We start from the raw sequence: 18,242 nt of genomic DNA on the forward strand, positions 1-18,242 counted from the left end.
TCTTAGCAGCATGATTGCTTTCAGCATAAACGGAGGCAATCATGCCAGGGTTGCTTATTGGGAATGCCATGCTTTGAGAAGCAGTTGCCGGGCTTCGTCTTCTGTTTTTGCGACCATCCCAATTGTGATTGCCAGGGTTCTCAATACTTCATCCGCCAGAGGGGTCTGGATGTGTTCCTCCAGCACTGGTAAAAGGGCGGGAAAGCGTATTTGCAGAGATGACTGCAACATATCTACTAATACTTCCTGTTTAAGGTCCGCGCTCTCTTGTCTCAAGTGTCTCGCTTCTTCTTCCGTCATACTTGTAGTGTATCAGCCTTATCCAGCCTTATCCAGGGAACGGACAAGGTGCATCTTTTTGCAGGCCCTCTGGGGCATGAGCAGAAGCAATTAGAGCCTCAGCAATTGGTCAACTACTGAGGCTCTGATTGCTTTTTAGTAAGGTATATGAAAGCTATTTTTGAAACAGATACAATCCGAATCCCAGCGTGTCACGCCCCCAGCGCAGGTAGATGTCGCGCCAGGAGTGAAGCTGCGCGATAAGATCTGGCAGACCAGGATCATCGGGCTTGCGGTAGGCAAAGCGCTCATACATACGGAGCCACTCGAAACGGTCCCATTCGTCTTCATTACACACACAGGCATACATCGGCATGAGACCCAATGAAACACCCGTCGTCACATTTTCCGCGTGCGTTTGCAACTCGGCGCGCGTCGTCTCTAATGCTGCCAGATACTCTAAGGACGGTTCCTGCTTCCAGTAGCCGTCTCCCACAAGCACGTATCCACCCGGACGGACATAGTGCGCCAGACGCTCCAGCGTTGGCCGAAAACCGCCATAGACATGGCAGGCACCCAGGCAACTCACCAGGTCAAATGAATCCGGCTCGGACTCGAACGTCTGTGCATCACACGCTCGGAGTTCGAGCCTGCCGAGAGGAATACGTCTAGCAGTTTGTTCTAGCGCTTCCTGAACATATGACGAATTGAGTTCCAGACCCAGCGCTTTGACCTGGTAGCGCTCGACCAGGCGGATAGGTAGCTCAGCCCTTCCTGTGCCGATATCGAGAACGACTGCTTGATCAGTGAGACCGAGAAGGTCGATGACCGCCTCTATTTTCTCCACACTGAAGGGGTTATTGTAGGGCAAGCCTTGATGAGAAATGGTTCCGTATTTCAGTTGATTCAAAGGATGGTTCCTCTCACAAGTGATTTTTTTTGAACGATTACTCTCTCCGGGGCATGATGCATCACCTGGTGTATCATGCATCACCAGGAAGATCTACCCTTTGTGGGGAGCAGAAAATGAGAGTGCAGGAGCGCAAAATACCTGCTCATCGACTGCATTTCTCCAGGCAGTACCAATTGGTGTGTTTCTGTGACCCGGAGAATCAGTGCGTTGTCAATGCGCGGAGAACATCATTCATACAGAACCATCCCTCCTTCCATACTATGCAACAATACGGAGAAAGCCACTGACGAGCATGCTCTGTCAGGTAGCTGAGCTAGTATAGCACAACTCGATCCATAGAACAACATGCCGCATGCATCCGCAACTCAGGGAACCTGAGTAGTTACTTCTCGAATAAGGTTGCTGTGGGCAATTCCCAGAGCTTGATGATATGAAAATGAAATTGGATGATCTCACTTCCCTCATTATTATACATGATGTAGGGGATGTAAGATTGATACTATCCTTTTTCAAGAAGATGACAATCGAATAGATGAGGCATTTAAATTTCCTGGCAGCCAGCACATTGTATTCTAGCAGGCGGTGAGCCATAGATTCGTTGTGAGAGGTTTGAACCCTCTTTTTTCTTTGATGAAGAAACTGTAATCTTTGTTTGGCGGCGCGCTGTAGTGAAGCTGAGAATGCTGGTAGAGATTATTTTTCATAAGTTTTTGATCACTGTTGTATCCTGTTAAGCTTAGCAAAACGTATTCTATGCAACAAGTGCTTGTACTTATCCATTTTAGACAGAATGAGGATTTAGTATGCGTTCAACTAACCATCCCCAGGGCATACAGCAGCCAACGGCTCAGACGACGGCCGGTGGTGAAGCGCGGAGCTATGCCAGGAAGTGGTACCGTATCGAATATATCGTGTGGTTGCTGGCATTACTTGTGTTTGTCGTCGTCTGTTTTATTGTGCACAGTCATCCCAAACCCTATCCAGTTGATTTGTCGGTGACGCAAACCATCCAGCATATGCAATTACCGGCCTTCCTGATGGCGCTCGTCGTGTTTCCCAGCATTATGAATAATCCTGTTCCATCAGAGATTGCCCTTGGTATCTGGCTGGTCGGTTTGTTGGTGCTGGCATTGATTGCGAAATTGCGCCATAAGTCGCCGCTAACCTGGCTGCAGTCGGCTTTTTTCTTGATTGTCACAGTGATGAGTTCGGCGGGCTTGAATGTGTTGGCGGATGATCTGGTGGCGCGACCGCGTCCCAATCCCCATACCGAGCCAGTACATGTTGCGGGATCGCTGGTGCCTTTCCCCACTTTCCCCTCAGGACATACCGAGCATGATATGGCCTATTATGGCTTCCTGCTCTATCTGAGCTTTACCCGTCCGGTGCGTGAGTGGCGCTATCGCTGGTTCCTGTTACCGTTCCAGATCTATGCCGTGTATGACATTCTCTTCATTGGCTACTCACGTATTCTGGAAGGCGACCACTGGTTCACCGACGTGCTGGGGGGATATCTTGAAGGCGCGATCTATCTCTTCTTCTTCATCTTTTTGTATCGTCTCACTACCGTCTGGCTGGCGCAGTGGCGCGCGAAACATAGAATCAGAACAGCCATTGCCAGTTAATACCCTATCAAAGTGCCAGCCTCCCACTCCCAGCTGGATCTTGCTGCTCCCTGGCTGGCAGGCGCGTGCGCGCCTGCGCCCTTTTTAGTATGTGATGGAGAAAAAGTTCGAAGAACCTTTTCTCCATCACATACTAAAAAGATGTTTGAGCACCGCAGGTGCGAAAACTCATGCACAGAGATCGTGGAGAGCATGGAAAACAAACTCAAGCTATGAGAAGTGCTCATGTTCTGCATTGCTTTCTCTCTTTGCCTGCATATCTGTGTATTAGGGCATAGTGTGCTGAGAGAGCAGAAAGGCGCTGAAGTTAGCGACACTTTCGACGTCTCCCTCATTCAACATATTCACGATGCGCTTGACGACGGTGCGGCGTGGTTGTCCTGTGGTTGTAGGCAAGGTAAAGCCAATGACGCTGGTATATTCTGGCTCACGCTCACGCCGAATTGCTTCAGCCATCAACTCCAATAGTTCCGCCAGATCCAGGCCCAGGGCCTGTGCCAGGCTCTCCAGTACCTTCGCCGATGGATATTTCTGTCCCCGTTCGATCTCACCGACATAGATCTCTGACAGCCCCGCCTTCTCGCCCAGATCTTTGATCGTGAGATTGCGATATTGTCGTTCCTGACGTACCACCTGTCCCAGTGTCTCTTGTAAATCAGCCATTTAGATTATTCCTCTTTTCGATTACCCGTTTGCATTCTGTTCTGCGAAAACGATATTAGATGCAACACAGGCTTAAAGCGCTGCGCACCTATGCTTAAAGCATGGCTTTAAAAATGACCTATGCTAACAGCATAGCTAGACCCTATCAGTATAGGCTATAAGCCTGTTATATTCAAGGGGTAGCAAGGAGCGCGTAGCGATAATCACTACGGATAGCGACTTTTCTTTAGTAGATAAGTATAACGATAGAAAAAAGACAAAGAAAGAGAGCAGTAGCAATGAATATGATGTCTTTCCATCGTACCATTCAGTCCGCTGGTTCAGATGAGCGCTCATCCTTACCAATTCCCACGGTGTATGAGCAGTTTCCGTTGCAGACCACCAATTGGGCCTATCATGTGTTGAAGATTAATACCGAGATTGAGGCGCTACCAGAGGCCGAGCAGTTGAACGGGTTAGGAAAAGAAGGCTGGATTCTGGTCAGCGTGCTGGATGAGCGGACCTCAAAACATGGTTCCTTTGTTCATTATTACTTTGTGCGTCAGGATGTGCAGGCCTGACTGTAAATATTGATGAGTCTGAAAAAGGAGAAAAGAACATGATCTCGAATGTATTAGTTCCCACAGTATTGGAGAGCACCGGTCGCGGTGAGCGTTCCTATGACATTTATTCTCGCTTGCTGAAAGAGCGCATCATTATGGTCAATGGTCAGGTTGAGGATACCATGGCAAATTTGATCGTGGCGCAGTTGCTCTTCCTGGCGTCTGAAAGCACGGAGCGCGAAATTAATCTCTATATCAGTTCGCCGGGAGGCGTGATTTCGGCGGGACTCGCCATCTATGATACGATGCGCTCCCTGCCCTGTCCTATCGCGACGACCTGTGTGGGCCATGCGGCGAGTTTTGGGACCATTTTGTTGCTGGCAGGGGATAAAGGGCGGCGGCGTTCATTGCCCAATGCGCGTATCCATCTGCATCAACCGTTGATCTCTGGTGGTATTGGTGGGCAGGCGACGGATATTGATATCCATGCCCGTGAGATCCTCTATACGCGTGATGTCATCAATAGCATCATTCAAACCCATACGGGCCAGTCCATGGAGCGTATTCGCCATGATACCGAGCGCGATTTTTTCCTGAGTGCTCAGGAGGCTCTGGAGTACGGCATTATTGATGAAGTCTTGCCCCTGGCGGATAAAGCACTTTAAGCATGGTTTAGTATGGCTCGATGGTGAGATGATCTATAGACAGCCATTGCGCCTCGGTGGGCGTGGCTCCAAAGCGGAGAGCGCCTTGCGGGGTGGCAATGGCGTATTGATTATCTAACCAGGCGACAAAGCCCAGGGCGCGGGTCGGAGGATTGTTGGCGCGGAGGATCTCTCTGCCATCAACTTCAAAGAGCACATTGTCAGGATGCCAGGTAAGGGCATAGGTATGAGTAGTCGTGAGGTCGGCGTCTATCAGTGCTTCCTGTGCTCCACTCAGGCGTTGCAGCCAGCGGGCAGCGGGCCGAGAATCATGGCTCAACCAGCCCCAACCTGTAGCCAGGGCGGTGGGAAGAGCGGAGAACAAGGCTCCGGGGCGCATGGCATGTACCACCTGGGCTTTCCATCCCCAGCCTGGCACTCCTGGCACCAGGGCCATATTGGAGGGTGGCGCGGCATAAAAGAACCAGACCGCCTCAGGCAGCGTTAAAATATCCCCACGCACCGAGAAGGGATAGTTCCAGAAGCCAAAGCCAGCGGTACCACGCAAGATATCCTTGCTGTGGATGGTACTCTGTGGGGTAGCAGCGACATGAGAGGCGTGTGCGCGTATCTCCATACGCAATGGTGGTCGCCAGGGAAAAGCGGAACGAGCCAGTTGAGAATAATCGTCAATCTGTGCATCGGCATACTGACCGCGAGCAGTGGCAGCCAGACACATTTGCAACGCCGCATCGGACACACTCAATGAACCTGTCCCGATACAGGTCTGGGTCCAGTAAGGCGCGATGACCGTGTCAAAATTGTCGGAAAGTATGCTCCGTTTCGTAATTCATCTCCTTTTCCGCTCTTGCGGATGCGCTTGTATTGCCCATCCTCAGTTATGATCCTCGCCCGGCAATGCTAAGAATTTTTCCTCTAATTGCTTCCATACTAACATCTCGGCCTGCAGATGATCCACCGGATGGTTGTTTGCCGAAGCTTCAAGCATTGTTTGAGCAACCATACGGTTAAAATGCTTGAAATGTTTTTCTTGTTCTTGCTGGCTGGGCATCACGCACAGAGCAATCTCTTCGGGCGCATAAAAATCTTCCGGCTCGAATGCCAGCGCAATCAGATCGGCGTATTGCTGAATCAGATTTGTGCGTGCACTTGACAGGAAATAGTCAAACTCGACACTGGATACAAGCAGCGCACCGGCCACGCGACCGCCATAGAGAATAGGATAAATGGCAACACTTTTCTCATACGCAGTACGTGCGGCTGGGACGAGATTCTGTTCCTTCTCCAGGTTTTGTACCACACCGGGCCGAAATAATGTAACGACATTGCCCGCCAGGGACTCGGCTCCCAGAAACATCGCTTCTTGTTCGAGATTTCCCATCCAGGGCGGCGTGCCCAGCCCCACACTTTCACGCAGGCTCCGTACCTTGTGATAATGGCCCGAAGGAGGCATGCAGCGTACCACCCAGATCGACATGCCCCGTCGCTCAGCATCGAGTTGTCCAATCGCCTGTTGCAGGATGAGATGACAGGTTGACCAGAAATGTAAATTCGCATTTGCAAATGCACGCGCTGCCAGGACACGGGCATAAAATTCCGCATCGATCTCTTTCTGTGAATGCTCTTGCATGTTTGTTGTGGCCGAACCAGTCCCTTTTTCCTCCTTCACCAGTTTGCGAAATTGTTCCTGATATTTTGACGGCAAGGCATGGATTAACTGGTGTAGATTTTGTTGCCGTGGATCAGACTCTCCACTGGCCCAACGTGTCAGTGTAATTGGTGTGATTTTTAAGGTGTCGAGTAAGTGTTGCTTTTCTTTCGTGTCGCTAATGATTTTTCCTAACAGTTTGCGCCACGTATGTGCCTCTTGCATTAATTTCACCTCAGCACCGAATTTGCCGTGAAAATTCCCAGTATGTTTATGATACCAGTTTATGCTTATAACGTCAACAGGGAAGCATGTTTAGCCTGTATTTATGTAACTGCTTGTGTATTGTCTATAGTAAGAGGAGAAGATCATTCCAAACAAGCGCTTCTTTCATCACATCCGCCCATGAGCCAGGGTTACGCAGCCGAGTGCCTGTATGCAGCTCCCATGCATACAGGCACTCGGCGCAATTCTTCTTTGAGCACTGTAGTGCTCTGGTCCCTTCAAATGAACTTTGACGAAGCTGTATATCGAGCTTATTCTTTCTTCTCCAGATCCTGGTCTAATTTGGAAACGCGGAGATAGGCAAACGTCTATCCCGGCATGCTTGTTCCTCACTTCGTGGATGATGGGAATGAAAACCTCATTTGGTGGGGTTATTTTACCCGCTTTCGGGTAAAAATGCCAGCGATTTTTGTGTGCGAAAAGGGGAAAGGAAAACGATCGTTTTCTCTTCCCTTTCGCTCTGGAAATGGTCAGCACATCCAAACCTGAAAATAGGACGCGAGGGTTTGGATGTGCTGACCATTTCCTTGCTTCTAGCTTCTTTTCCGTGCTATACTCATCCTTGTTGGGAGGTTGGGAGGTACATATTTTTTGGAGCAAAAACAAACACATGCCAAAAGCGCCCGCCGCCACCCTGACCTGGTTCCCTGAACGTCACGCCTACCAACTCCAGACTGCTGACCACGTCCTCCTGTGGATTGAGTCGGGAACCGAGGAGTCGTGGTTTGCCTGGTTAACAGAGCATCCCTCTTTCTCTTTCCAGGGCCAGTGCGGACAACTCAACGTGTATAAAGAGCAGCGCGCTCGCGGAGCGGGTTACTGGTATGCCTACCATACCAACACTGCTCAGACTCAGAAGCGCTATCTCGGACGGAGCGAGGCTGTGACGCTCACGCGTTTAGAAGAGGTAGCTCAGACCCTCCAAGAACAATCACCCGTCTCCTCTCCGGCCGCCCAGAGTGAGAAAGAGATCGCATCCACAGCGACCGAGCAGAGCCTCGGCCTGGAAATGGCGATGGTGACGACCAGACTCTCTCCTCCTCATTTACCTGCCACGCTCGTGGTACGAGATCGCTTGCTCGCAGCTATCGATGATGCCCTCACTCGCCCGCTCACCCTGCTTTCAGCCGCCGCCGGTTGGGGCAAGACCACCTTGCTTGCGACATGGGCGCACAGACACCCCCAAATCGTGGCCTGGCTTCCTCTGGAGGAGATGGACAATGATCCAACACGCTTCTGGATCTCGCTGATTGAAGCATTGCGCCTCTGCAGGCCAGAAATCGGAGCACGCGCGCTCACTCTCTTGCAAACGTCTGCGCCTCTGGCAACCAGTTTGACAGCCTTGCTCAATGAACTGGCCGAACCGCATGTGGAAACCTCACCCATCCTGCTCATCCTGGATGATTATCACGTCATCAATGAACCCAAGATTCACTTAGCGCTGACTTTCTGGCTGGAGCATCTGCCGCCGCATGTGCATCTTCTGCTGGCTAGTCGCACCGATCCCGATCTTCCTCTTGCCCGTCTTCGTGTGCGTGGGCACCTGGGAGAGGTTCGCACGACCGAATTGCGCTTTACCCAAGAAGAAACGCAGGATTTTCTTATCCGGTACATGGGAATCACTCTCTCGGAAAAAGATATCGAGCTGCTGCAAGCACGTACTGAAGGGTGGGTTGCCAGCCTGCACCTGGCGGGACTCGTGCTCCAGAAACACGCCAATCCGTCCGCCTATGTGCAAACTCTCAGCGGCAATCAACGCTTCTTGCTCGATTATCTGCTCGAAGAAGTGCTCGCAAGTCTACCTGAAGCGTTACAAGACTTCTTGTTACAGACCAGCGGGCTCGACCGCTTGAGCGCCTCGCTTTGCGATGCTCTGACAGGCAGAGAGGATAGTGATCTTCTGCTTGAACAGGTGGAACGGGCCAATCTCTTTCTCCAACCCCTCGATGAGAACCGGCAGTGGTATCGTTATCATGTTCTGTGGGCGCAAGCCATGCAGTACGAGGCCCGTCGTCGCCTGGGCGCAACCACAGTGCGTGGGCTGCACTGCAAAGCCAGTCAGTGGTATGAGCAGCAGCGCATGCTCCCCGAAGCGATTGAAGCATCTCTCAGAAGTGAGGATTTTGAGCGTGCAACCGTGTTGATCGAGCGTTTTGTGGTTCCCAACAGCTTCCGCAATGAGTATCATTTGCTCTGTTCCTGGCTGAAGCGCCTTCCAGATAAAGTGCTGCAAGCTCAACCAGAACTCAGTTTTCTCTTTGCACGCGCCCTGATCCTGACGACAGATCGGCGTTCATCTGCGACGTTGACGCGTGCGAGGCAGCTTCTTCAGTGGGCAGAGCAGGGCTTTGAGGCCAAAGAGCAACGGGAAAAGCAAGGGGAGGCCCTGCAACTTTCCGCTGGCTTTGCCTGGCTGCAAGAAGACCTCAGGCGTCTGTTTACGTTGAACAAACAGGCCCAACCACTCCTGACAGAGCGCAGTCTCTTGTATCCTGATAATTTTGTGAGCAGGGGTCTCGAGGCCTTGCTTACGGGTGAGATACAGGTGGCCCAACAGTACCTTCTCGAGGGGTACGAGCGGGTAAAACGCCAAGGCGATCATTCCTCTGGCGCCTTCGCGACATCCCTTTTCTTGAGTAAGGTGTGCCTAGAAAAAGGCGAGCTGCGTGGAGCCTCGCACTACTACCATCAAGCGATGGGCCATATCGATGAGGATCAAGAGATTGCCCAACAGCAATTTCGTCTGGAAACAGGAGAAAGTGAGCCGTTCTACAACTCTTGGGCTTATTATTGTCTTGCTCAGCTTTTGTATGAACGCAATGAACTGGCAGAAGCGCGGCAGTATCTGTCTCAAGCGCTGGGGTTGAGAAAAAAGCCAGAGGAAGAGATCCATGTGCTGGCATCGGGAGCACTTGTCCAAGCTCGTCTGCTGTATGCGTCTGGAGAACCTGCCCAGGCTCTAGATCTGCTTTTGAGGTGGGAAAAGCATGCGCGCTTTCCCTGGTCTTTGAGCACCATACGCGCCTATCGAGTACAGATACAACTGGCACAAGGAGATCTAGCCGCCGTAGAGCAATGGACTCAGGCCAGGGAGCACATAGCTGGTTCCCTACCACTCGAACAGACACCAAATCTGCCACTCTTGCATCAACAAGAAGAAGCACTGCTCCTGGCGCGTGTGTGCATTGCCCAAAAGAGGGAGAAGGCGGCATTGGAAGGACTGCTTCCCTGGAAAGAGAAAGCTCAGGCTCAGGGACGCCAGCGGAGCGTGCTAGAAATCCAAATTTTGGAGGCTCTGGCTCATTTTTCCCAACGCGAACACGCTCAAGCCAGGTCCTCGCTTCTTCAAGCCTTGAAACTGGCTCAACCACAGAATTTTCAACGCATTTTTCTGGATGAAGGCTCTGCTATGGAAGCGCTGCTCAGAATACTCCTACCAGAACTGCGTGATCCCTCTCTACTTGCCTTCGTACGCACCCTCTTGCGAGGTTTTTCCCAGGGCGTGGAAGTTCAGCCACGCCAGGAGGTATCCAAGGAGGATCTATTACTCCTGGAACTCCTCAGTGAGCAGGAGTTGCGCGTTCTACGCCTGCTGGTCGTTGGACGCTCCAATCCGGAGATCGCAGATGCGCTGATAATCTCGCTCAATACCGTGAAAACCCATGTTCAAAGCCTTTACCGCAAGCTCGATGTCCACAATCGAGTCGAAGCTGGCGAAGTCGCCCGGCGTTTGTCCTTGCTCTAACTTTTCTACTTCTGCTTTCACCCCTCTACAACCACCCCATCGGGCGATCACAACTCACCCGATGGGGTTCTATACTTCAACCATCCCAAACGAAAGGAGGATGGAACTGAAGATGCGATGCAGTATCACTATTAAGGGAGAGCTGGACCCGTCCTGGCAAGAATGGTTTGAGCCGCTCACTCTTTTGATCGAGACTTCCGGTAGAACCGTGTTGCACGGATCACTGCCCGATCAAGCGGCTCTCTATCGAGTCCTCCTGAAAATTCAAAGCCTTGGGCTCGTTCTCCTTTCACTTGAGGAAAACGATGATTATGCCTCGGGCTTGTGAGGACGGAAATGTCAGAGGGGAGCCTCTGACTCACACCATCACCAGCTTGACATGTATACGAAAAGGAAAAGTATTGTTATGAATGAGAAATTGACCAACTCTGTCAACGGCGTAAACTTGAGTGGGAGCAATCTACCACAGAGCGACTTTGTGGGCGTGACTGCGCAGAATGGCAGCTTTCAAGGAAGCGCATTGCGTGGCTCGGACTTTACGGGCGCAGACCTGACCGGGAGTTCGTTTCGGGGCAGCGACGTCCGGGAAGCCAATTTTACCAACGCCAATCTGACCGATTGCGACTTCACCAGCCTGGATCTGACAAATGCCAACTTCAGTGAAGCTACCCTGGTGCGCACCAAATTCGATGCGGCGGGGCTGGCTGGAGCACACTTCAGTGGCTCCCAACTGACCGATGCAAAATTGACGAAGACAGATCTGAGCAAAACTACCTTTGAACACTGTACCTTTATCGGCGTGGACTTCCACTCTGCCGACCTGACTGGACAGCGCTTTGATGGATTGACCTTTATCGGCGTCCAGTTTGACCTGCCATTACTCAAGAATGCCTCGTTTCAGGGTGCGACTCTTAAAAATGTGTCGTTCCGCCCGGTAGGGATCTGGTCGATGAAGCGTGCTGTCGAATCCATTCGCTTTAACGGCGCGCTGATGGATAAGCTCACCTATGCCGCGCTCAAAGGCTTGGGAGTCGATGTTTCGGACGTAACGGTTCTAGCATAAGGAGAAGATTGTGCCAAACATTGCTATTCAGGTAAAGGATATTCAAAAATCCTACAAGAAGCTTGATGTTTTAAAAGGAGTGAATTTCAGCGTGGAGCAGGGCAGCATTTTTGCCCTGCTTGGGTCCAATGGGGCAGGCAAGACCACGCTGGTTAAAATTCTTACCACACTGCTCAAGCAGGATAAAGGGCAGGCCTTCGTCAACGGCTTTGATGTGGCATCACAACCCGATCTCGTGCGGCAATCCATCAGTCTGACTGGACAATTTGCCGCAGTGGATGAGTTGTTGACTGGGCGAGAGAACCTAATCATGATTGCCCAACTCCGACATCTCAAACAGCCACACCAAGTGGCCGACGATTTGTTAATCCGCTTCGGCTTAACTGATGCCGCCAAGCGTAAAGCGTCAACGTATTCCGGTGGGATGCGCCGTAGGCTGGACATCGCGATGAGCCTGGTGGGAGCGCCGCCAATCATTTTCTTGGATGAGCCAACGACCGGGCTGGACCCTGAGGCCCGCATCGAGGTGTGGAAAGTAGTGAAGGAGTTGGCTGATGGGGGCGTCACCATCCTCTTGACCACCCAGTACCTGGACGAGGCGGAGCAGTTGGCTGATCGCATTGCCATTCTCCATGAGGGCAAGATTATCGCCAGCGGCACGCTCGCGGAGCTCAAGAAGCTGTTCCCGCCAGCAAAGGTGGAGTATGTAGAAAAACAATTGACCTTAGAAGAGATCTTCCTGGCCATCATTGGTAAAAAAGAGGTAGCATAAATGGCAACGATACAGAACATTGAAACGAGACAGGGTACCTACTCAGGAACCAAGGTACAAAACCACTTTTTCAGCGATATCAGTGTGATGCTTGGCCGTTCAATGCGCCACATTTTCCGCAGCGTTGACACCATCTTCACGGTCACGATCACGCCCATTGCGATGATGCTGCTCTTCGTCTATGTCTTCGGCGGTGCCATTCAAACCGGGACCGGCAATTATGTGGATTACTTGTTACCTGGGATCTTGCTGATCGCCATTGCAAGCGCAGTAGCTTATACAGCATATCGTTTATTCAACGATGTGCAAAAGGGGATCATTGAACGCTTCCGCTCCATGCCAATTGCCTCTTCTACCCTGCTGTGGGGGCATGTGCTGACCTCGCTGGTCTCCAATGCGATTTCGCTGGCGGTCATCATTCTCGTCGCATTGATTATGGGCTTTCGCTCGTCGGCGGGCATCCTGCCGTGGCTGGCCGTCGTCGGTATTCTCACGTTGTTTACGCTGGCGTTAACCTGGGTAGCAGTGATTGCCGGACTGGCTGCAAAAACGATGGAAGGCGCAACTGCCTTTTCGTACCCGCTGATCTTCCTACCCTTTATCAGCTCAGCGTTTGTACCAACGAAGTCGATGCCGTTTATCGTCCGGGTCTTTGCCGAAAATCAACCTGTGACGGCGATCGTGAACAGCATCCGTGCGTTACTGGCTGGGCAGCCCGTGTCGAATGATATCTGGGTGGCGCTTGCCTGGTGCGTCGGCATTCTGGTGGTGGCCTACATCTTTGCGATGAGGGCCTATCAAAAGCGCATGTAAAAAGAGGGCAGTCTCCGAGGAAAGGAGTTCACGCCATCGCCGCTCTCTCGACACGTTCAGCATGTTCTTCTAACAGAGAGCCGCCAGGATGGACAAGAGTCTGTGAAGAACGAAAATGCTTCCAGAAGACCAGGTCGGAGTGACAAGATTGCCAGGGGAAAACCGATGCGAAGCGCTTCGCGTCGGTTTTCCCCTGGCAATCTTGTTACCCCATAACGATCGTTGCTGTAGGTGCGAAAAGTCATGCGGGAAGATGCAGAAGATTTGGGGGATTGAACACTCTGTGAGGGAGAGGGATATATGGGCCCGGGCAGCCCATAGGAAGCTTGCAGGGATAGAAAAGCTTTCCCATAGGTTGCCCGGGCCCATATTCACTGGATCGTATACTGGCTGAACCTTATTGCTTGATGGCGACCATCTGCAACCAGGTGCGAGGAATGGCATTCAATCCAAGTTCTTCGCCAGCCTGATAGACGGCTATCTCTAGCGCACGTGCGCCATCCGCCAGCGGGACACCTGGTAAGGCACCTTCGATGAAGAGCCAGTATTGACCGAGATCACGCCAGCCATCGAGTGAGATCTCAATATTGGTGCTCTGGGTTTCGACGGTGGTGAAGCCGTTTTCCTTGAGCGCCTGGATATATTGATCTGGATTGAGCCATTGCATAGCCATTGCTTTCGCTTCACGGGACAGGTGAGCCTCGGGATGCTCTTTTTTTAGCCAGCCCACGGCACGACGTGTCCAGAGGCGGTAGAAGCGCTCGGTGCCAGGAACGTAGGTTCCGTCGTAGAATGCGCTGTTGCAGCCGAAAATACCCTGTGGCGCTAAAATAGCGGATACTTGTTTGAAGGCGGCGACTTTGTCTGGGACGAGGTGGATCGCATTACAGAAGAATGCGGCATCGACATCATGGACGAGGTTGGGGAGATCCTCTGACTCACCCTGAATAAAATCACTGGTGATATTAGCGGGAAGATGGAGTTCATCCATGCCCTTCTGGGCGAGGCGCAAAGCCTCTGCCGAGGGATCTACTCCGACCAGCCTGAGTTGTGCTGAATGACCCTGTCTGACTAATTCTTCCGCGATGAGACGTGTGACGGCTCCCGTTCCACATGCCATATCGACGATGGTCAGAGGTTTGTCGCCCTCTTGTGTGCGCAGATGTGCCAGCGTTTGTTTGACAAGTGCCCGGTTCACGTCTGTGTAAAACTCATGAGCCGCGAACGACTCAAAAGTGAATAGATTCGTTTCATCAGTTTCAATTAGACCCATAATATAGCGTAAGCCCTCCTTAACCAAACTGTTTGTTAAAGAGTTAGATCATTTTCAGCGGTAACTTGTTTCACTAACTTTTAGCTTGAGCAGCAGGTAAAAATTTCACTTGAAGTGAGATAAATAGTGTATTTAAATATGTATCGACATGCCGCCATCGATACTGAGGATCTGCCCGGTGATATAGCCAGCCTCAGGGGAGCACAGGAATGCGGCTGCAGCGGCGACTTCATCGGTTGTTCCAAAGCGGCCCAATGGGGTGGAGTCCAGCATATATTTGCGCTGGGGCTCAGTGACAATAGAGGTTAATTCGGTAGGAATAAAGCCGGGCGCAAGGGCATTGGCCGTAATATTGCGGCTTGCCATTTCGCGGGCGGTACTCAACGTCAGCGAGAGCACAGCAGCCTTAGAGGCACCATAATTCGCCTGTCCAGCGGGACCCATCAGACCTGCGACGGAGGCAATATTGATCACACGACCCCAGCGCGCCTTCATCATGCCACGCAGAGCGGCCTTCGTACAGAGAAAAGCGGAGCGGAGATTGGTATCAATCACATGCTCGAAATCGTTGAGCGACATCTGAATTATCAGCTTATCGCGCGTTGTGCCAGCATTATTGACAAGGATAGCCACAGGACCAAGCGTACTGCTAATTTCAGCGAAGAGACGCAGTACATCTTCTTCCTGACTGACATCAGCTTGAACCGCGATACATCGTCGCCCCAATGCCTCTATCTCCGCTTTAGCAGCCTCCGCTGCCTGTGCATTGCTGCGATAATTGATCACTATATCTGCACCCATCTGGGCTAAGCGTTGGGCTATGGCTCGACCAATACCCTGACTACTTCCCGTGACCAGGGCAACTTTTCCAGCTAATGGCAGAGGATGTTCTTGTGACATACGTTCTGTTCCCTCAATAAAATAAATTTTGTGGTAGCGTGCATCCTGTAGTATAACATAATTGCCTTGATTCAGTCTGCAATCCAGCGTGATTTTCAGGGCTTTTTGGTTCTCTTTATTTATTACCGCCTTCGGCGGGGGAGAGAAAAGAGAAAGGGTGGGGAACACCCCACACCCCGGCAGAGGGACTGACCGTCCCTCTGCACTCCCTATAACATACAGGGAGAGAAAAGAGCAAGGATTAGAGCGCATTCCCATGCCTCGGCAGAGGAACGGCTAATCCCTCTGCACTCCCTATAACATACAGGGAGAGAAAAGAGCAAGGATTAGAGCGCATCCCCATGCCTCGGCAGAGGGACTGACCGTCCCTCTGCACTCCCTATAACATACAGGGAGAGAAAAGAGCAAGGATTAGAGCGCATCCCCATGCCTCGGCAGAGGAACGGCCAGTCCCTCTGCACTCCCTATAACATACAGGGAGAGAAAAGAGCAAGGATTGGAGCGCATTCCCATGCCTCGGCAGAGGGACTGACCGTCCCTCTGCACTCCCTGCATGTTATAGGGATCTAGGCCAGCGAGATGCGTGGGATGCGCGGTAAGGTGATGTCGATGTCACTATCAAGCCGTGTTGTGCTATCCACGATGGCGATGTGGATCTGTTCGTTGCTCAGATTATGGACTTCTTGCAATGTGGCACCAACGAGGACCGCATCATTTAAATCAGTCACCAGCAAATTCGCGCCAGTGAGATCTGCGCCGGTAAAGTCGGTATTAACGCAGTTGGCGGCCGACAGATCAGCTCCGATCAGGCTGGCACCACGTAAGCAGGCTCCGCTCAGATCAGCCATGAACAAATTGCTATTCGCCAGATCGACGTTACGCAGATCCGCGCCGTGGAGATAGCGATACGAAAGATCATAGCCGCTGAGATTTGCCCCACGCAGGCTGCGTGACAGCAATGGGACAGTTGTATGCGGCGTCATTATCCCTTTTGTATCCTGCGTTCTGGCAGGCAATGGTGTATCCTCAACGCGTGGCACATGGGATAATTCATATTTCACGCGATCCGCCTCGAGCATCAGACGTTGCTCGGTCTCTTTCTGAAGCTGCTCCAGATGGGCATTGAGCTCATTTTCCAGCTGAGAGAGCAATTTATCCTGACGCTCTTCCCATTGTTTTTTATGGGTATCCTGAGCACATTCCCAGGCCGCTTGCTGATGCTGAAGCCGCTCCAGACCACGCTTTTGTATCTGTACAGCAATTAATGCGCAGCACAATACAATGATACAACTACCAATAACACCACCAATAAGTAATAATTCAAGCATATAAATCCCCCCGAAGATGTATCTATCTCGTACAACGCAAGAAAACCGAAACGAGTAACGAAGTAATCAATTCAGCTAAAGCACTCTGTTCTTGTGCTATCGTAGCAACCACCCTCCACGGGCAACACCGCCTAAATTCTCGCTCTTGAAGCGGTATTGCTCTGAACGGGGGGATCGGCAAAACCAACGTAGCGGCCACCGTTCTACGGTGGAGTCGTACACAAAATATCCCCCGAAGGTCCACCAGGAGAGGCGGAACAAGCGTTAGAGAGTGGCGATCATGCGAATGAGTTGCATCTCGTGATACGCTCATCCGTCCCCATCATGCCAGAGGGCGTTAGAGCACCTTGGAGCGAGATGGTGGTACGAGGAACAGGAAAGCGGTTGCGACCTCGGCACGCACCTACCGTATTCGTCGAGAGGGCTCGTATTGAAGCGGTGTTGCCCGTGAAGGGTGGCTCCTACGGATGGTTATGGGTGGAGTAGCGTATGCTGTCGATAAGGCATATAATGAGGTGTGGATATGATCAGATATAGTATCGTCGATGTTCAGACGTGTGTGTATATATTAAGGGGGATTTCCTATGTCGCAGTATAGTCATCCTACGCCGACCTCGTTTTTTTTGGATGAGGAGAAGCGCACTTTGTACTTATCATGGAGCGATGAGCATGAGAGCATGCACGATTGGGAGTTGTTACGCTGGGCCTGTCCCTGTGCGTGGTGCGCCGGTGAGGGTGGACAACCGGGTGTGCTGGCGAGCAAGAAGACCTTAACTCCTGAGGAGACGACACTGGTGAATATTGAGCCAGTGGGCCGCTATGGCCTGACACCTATCTGGGAGGATGGGCATAAAACGGGCATTTATACGTACGAAAAGTTGCGTGCGATGTGCGAATGTGAGGTGTGTAAGAAGAAAAGGCCAGTCAAAAGATAGCATGTTAGGATTCGATCCATACATCGTTTCTGCTTGTGATGAAGGATAGCATACAAGCAATCTCGGCTTGTGGTGAATATCGTGCCATGCAGCGCCCGATTATAGTCGAGGATTGGGCTGACAGAAACGATGAGGATCGATATGAAGACACAGAGACAGGTTCCAGCACGGAAGCGCTTAAAAATATCTACTTCTCTGCTTATTTTACGTCTCTTTTTTGCTCTGGTCGTGAGCGCTATACTGGTGCTGGCTTTGTTTGCCGCCAATGCGCTCTCCCATTAATGCGTTCTGTCTCGCTGCCCGGATAATGCCGGGTTCATCCACCGGACAGGCTTTTAGAGTGTGTCAGCCTCCCGTGGTCTCCACAGTCTCTGTGCATGAGTTTTCGCACCTGCGGTGCTCAAACATCTTTTTATTATGTAGTGCAGGAAAGGTGCACAGCACCTTTCCTGCACTACATAATAAAAAGGGCGCAGGCGCGCACGCGCCTGCCAGCCAGGGAGCAGCAAGATCCCGCTGGTACTGGGGCTGTCAGCCCCCCATGCTCTCCACCATCTCTGTGCATGAGTTTTCGCACCTGCGGTGCTCAAACATCTTTTTATTATGTGATGTAGAAAAGGTTCGAAGAACCTTTTCTACATCACATAATAAAAAGGGCGCAGGCGCGCACGCCTAAGTTTGGTCCAAAATAGAGAGGGCTTGTAACAACAGATGCGCTTGCAAAATGATCGATGCTGCTCCATATTTGAGAGAACAAGATGTTTTCTGATTGGACTCTCGAGGAGGAACAGCA

The 18,242-nt window shown here is 51.5% G+C and carries 17 protein-coding genes and 1 pseudogene; 10 read left to right on the forward strand and 8 right to left on the reverse strand.

Features of this window, described 5'->3' with window-relative positions; translation table 11 throughout:
* Window positions 1-54: 54 nt before the first annotated feature.
* Together F1593_RS14820 and F1593_RS14825 are read right to left on the reverse strand one after the other, a co-directional pair.
* On the reverse strand, window positions 55-276 hold the full coding sequence (locus tag F1593_RS14820; protein ID WP_149402342.1) for a hypothetical protein: 222 nt from the start codon (window positions 274-276) through the stop codon (window positions 55-57).
* A 178-nt stretch (window positions 277-454) separates the two neighbouring features.
* A complete protein-coding gene (locus tag F1593_RS14825) occupies window positions 455-1,189 on the reverse strand; it encodes an SAM-dependent methyltransferase (protein ID WP_149402343.1) in 735 nt (244 codons plus the stop codon).
* An 806-nt stretch (window positions 1,190-1,995) separates the two neighbouring features.
* Here F1593_RS14825 and F1593_RS14830 point away from each other — a divergent pair.
* Complete coding sequence (locus F1593_RS14830; RefSeq protein ID WP_149402344.1) at window positions 1,996-2,817, forward strand: phosphatase PAP2 family protein; 822 nt, start codon at window positions 1,996-1,998, stop codon at window positions 2,815-2,817.
* A gap of 267 nt (window positions 2,818-3,084) precedes the next feature.
* Here the strand turns inward: F1593_RS14830 and F1593_RS14835 are convergent, their stop codons facing one another.
* Window positions 3,085-3,480 (reverse strand): helix-turn-helix domain-containing protein, encoded by a 396-nt coding sequence (locus tag F1593_RS14835; protein WP_149402345.1) that lies wholly within the window; start codon window positions 3,478-3,480, stop codon window positions 3,085-3,087.
* A 278-nt stretch (window positions 3,481-3,758) separates the two neighbouring features.
* Between F1593_RS14835 and F1593_RS14840 the strand changes: the two genes are divergently transcribed.
* Complete coding sequence (locus F1593_RS14840) at window positions 3,759-4,040, forward strand: hypothetical protein (protein ID WP_149402346.1); 282 nt, start codon at window positions 3,759-3,761, stop codon at window positions 4,038-4,040.
* A 38-nt stretch (window positions 4,041-4,078) separates the two neighbouring features.
* Window positions 4,079-4,687 carry an ATP-dependent Clp protease proteolytic subunit gene (locus F1593_RS14845; protein WP_149402347.1) on the forward strand — a complete coding sequence of 203 codons (609 nt, stop codon included), beginning with the start codon at window positions 4,079-4,081 and terminating at the stop codon, window positions 4,685-4,687.
* A 7-nt stretch (window positions 4,688-4,694) separates the two neighbouring features.
* Here F1593_RS14845 and F1593_RS14850 read toward each other — a convergent pair whose 3' ends face one another.
* Window positions 4,695-5,432 carry a hypothetical protein gene (locus tag F1593_RS14850; protein WP_149402348.1) on the reverse strand — a complete coding sequence of 246 codons (738 nt, stop codon included), beginning with the start codon at window positions 5,430-5,432 and terminating at the stop codon, window positions 4,695-4,697.
* Window positions 5,433-5,561: 129 nt separating this feature from the next.
* The gene (locus tag F1593_RS14855; RefSeq protein WP_149402349.1) at window positions 5,562-6,560 is read right to left on the reverse strand and encodes a GAF domain-containing protein; all 999 of its coding nucleotides are present in this window, start codon (window positions 6,558-6,560) and stop codon (window positions 5,562-5,564) included.
* A 670-nt stretch (window positions 6,561-7,230) separates the two neighbouring features.
* Here F1593_RS14855 and F1593_RS14860 point away from each other — a divergent pair.
* The 5 genes and pseudogenes from F1593_RS14860 (at window position 7,231) to F1593_RS14880 (ending at window position 13,013) form a co-directional block, all read left to right on the forward strand.
* Complete coding sequence (locus F1593_RS14860) at window positions 7,231-10,365, forward strand: winged helix-turn-helix domain-containing protein (RefSeq protein WP_149402350.1); 3,135 nt, start codon at window positions 7,231-7,233, stop codon at window positions 10,363-10,365.
* Window positions 10,366-10,477: 112 nt separating this feature from the next.
* Complete coding sequence (locus tag F1593_RS14865) at window positions 10,478-10,693, forward strand: DUF8691 family protein (protein ID WP_149402351.1); 216 nt, start codon at window positions 10,478-10,480, stop codon at window positions 10,691-10,693.
* 114 nt (window positions 10,694-10,807) lie between these two features.
* Window positions 10,808-11,428, forward strand: a pseudogene (locus tag F1593_RS14870) (pentapeptide repeat-containing protein); the annotation flags it as partial.
* 10 nt (window positions 11,429-11,438) lie between these two features.
* On the forward strand, window positions 11,439-12,200 hold the full coding sequence (locus F1593_RS14875) for an ABC transporter ATP-binding protein (protein WP_149402353.1): 762 nt from the start codon (window positions 11,439-11,441) through the stop codon (window positions 12,198-12,200).
* A complete protein-coding gene (locus F1593_RS14880; RefSeq protein ID WP_149402354.1) occupies window positions 12,201-13,013 on the forward strand; it encodes an ABC transporter permease in 813 nt (270 codons plus the stop codon).
* Between the two features lie 397 nt (window positions 13,014-13,410).
* Here F1593_RS14880 and F1593_RS14885 read toward each other — a convergent pair whose 3' ends face one another.
* From F1593_RS14885 to F1593_RS14895, 3 genes are all read right to left on the reverse strand, one after another.
* Window positions 13,411-14,286, reverse strand: coding sequence for a class I SAM-dependent methyltransferase (locus F1593_RS14885; RefSeq protein WP_149402355.1), 876 nt, complete (start codon window positions 14,284-14,286; stop codon window positions 13,411-13,413).
* A 132-nt stretch (window positions 14,287-14,418) separates the two neighbouring features.
* A complete protein-coding gene (fabG, locus tag F1593_RS14890; protein WP_149402356.1) occupies window positions 14,419-15,186 on the reverse strand; it encodes a 3-oxoacyl-[acyl-carrier-protein] reductase in 768 nt (255 codons plus the stop codon).
* Window positions 15,187-15,752: 566 nt separating this feature from the next.
* The gene (locus F1593_RS14895; RefSeq protein WP_149402357.1) at window positions 15,753-16,514 is read right to left on the reverse strand and encodes a pentapeptide repeat-containing protein; all 762 of its coding nucleotides are present in this window, start codon (window positions 16,512-16,514) and stop codon (window positions 15,753-15,755) included.
* A 584-nt stretch (window positions 16,515-17,098) separates the two neighbouring features.
* On the opposite strand from F1593_RS14895, the gene F1593_RS14900 reads away from it, so the two are divergent.
* Both F1593_RS14900 and F1593_RS28360 read left to right on the forward strand, forming a co-directional pair.
* Window positions 17,099-17,449, forward strand: coding sequence for a gamma-butyrobetaine hydroxylase family protein (locus tag F1593_RS14900; RefSeq protein ID WP_149402358.1), 351 nt, complete (start codon window positions 17,099-17,101; stop codon window positions 17,447-17,449).
* Between the two features lie 141 nt (window positions 17,450-17,590).
* Window positions 17,591-17,731 carry a hypothetical protein gene (locus F1593_RS28360; protein ID WP_172632132.1) on the forward strand — a complete coding sequence of 47 codons (141 nt, stop codon included), beginning with the start codon at window positions 17,591-17,593 and terminating at the stop codon, window positions 17,729-17,731.
* Window positions 17,732-18,242: the final 511 nt, after the last annotated feature.

The sequence above is a fragment of the Dictyobacter arantiisoli genome, assembly GCF_008326305.1.
GTDB classification, from domain to species: domain Bacteria; phylum Chloroflexota; class Ktedonobacteria; order Ktedonobacterales; family Ktedonobacteraceae; genus Dictyobacter; species Dictyobacter arantiisoli.